At 78.4% G+C, this 1,150-nt stretch carries 1 protein-coding gene and 1 pseudogene; one reads left to right on the forward strand and one right to left on the reverse strand.

Features of this window, described 5'->3' with window-relative positions:
* Window positions 1-280 (reverse strand): annotated as a pseudogene (locus tag JZ5iCDA_RS17620) (A/G-specific adenine glycosylase); the annotation flags it as partial.
* Between the two features lie 181 nt (window positions 281-461).
* Here JZ5iCDA_RS17620 and JZ5iCDA_RS17625 point away from each other — a divergent pair.
* Window positions 462-1,150: hypothetical protein (locus JZ5iCDA_RS17625; RefSeq protein ID WP_069388251.1), on the forward strand; the 689-nt coding region annotated here is incomplete at its 3' end.

Genomic DNA, 1,150 nt, shown 5'->3' on the forward strand with positions numbered 1-1,150 from the left:
GCTCGACGAGCGCGCGAGCGCACTCCTGCAGCCGCAGCGCGCGGCGCGGGTAGCCGAGGCGGCCCCACGCGCGCAGCACGTCGGCGGTCGGGGCGGCGGCGAGGTCGGCCGGCGTGGGCCAGCGCTCGAGCCACTCCCGCCACACCGGCTCGACGCGCACCACCGGCGTCTGCTGCAGCATGACCTCGCTCACGAGCACGCCCCACGCGGTGCGGTCCTCCGCGCGCCACGGCAGGTCGCGCGCCGTGCGCGCGAACCACTGCCCGACGGCGTCCCGCACCGGTGCGTAAGCGTCGCCGGACGGCGGGGCGGGTGCAGCGGTCACGAAGGGTCCTTCCGGTGGGCGTGGGTCCCGGGAGCGTGCGGCGCGGTCGGGTCGCGCACGGCGCGGCACGGCCGGGATGCCGGGACGGGCCACTAGCGTAGGAGCGCACGTCCGACACGAGAGTCCGGGAGCACGGGTGAGCACGGGGAGCACGCGACCGTCGCGGGGCGTCTTCGTGCGCCGTCGCATCGTCGCGGTGCTCGTCCTGGGGCTCCTCGTGACGGGTCTCGTGCTGCTCGGGCAGGTGGTCGTGCGCGCGGTCCAGCCCATGATCGGCGGCGACGCCGAGGCGCCGAGCCGTGCGGCGCCCCCGACGCCCGAGGCGCTCGGACCGCCGCGCGACTGCGCGGCCGGGGCGCTCGAGCTCACGGTGACGCCGACGGACGCGGAGTTCACGGTCGACGAGGCGGTCGAGCTGCAGGTCACGATGCGGCACGTCGGCGCCCGTCCGTGCCTCGTCGACGGCTCGGACGCCGGTCGCCCGGTGCTCGTGCACGCCGGCGAGGAGCTGGTCTGGTCGTCCGCGCACTGCGCCACGCAGGAGAGGCCGCTGCTCATGGGCCGCGGCGACGAGGTCTCCGCAACCGTGCGCTGGGACCGCCGCCGCTCCGCCGAGGGGTGCCCCGAGGGCCTGCCCGACGCGGGGCCGGGGACGTACACCGTGGACGTGGCCGTGGCCGGCGTCGAGGAGGCGACGAGCGCGCCCGCGACCTTCACCGTGCTCGACCCCAACCCGCCCCCGCCGCCGCCGGCCCCGACCGAGCCCGTGGCGCCCGAGGGAGAGCCCGCGGCGCCCGAGGGCGGGACCGCGCCGCCGGCGGACCC

Origin of the sequence: Cellulosimicrobium cellulans (genome assembly GCF_001722485.1) — a bacterium.
Taxonomy (GTDB): Bacteria; Actinomycetota; Actinomycetes; order Actinomycetales; family Cellulomonadaceae; genus Cellulosimicrobium; species Cellulosimicrobium cellulans_A.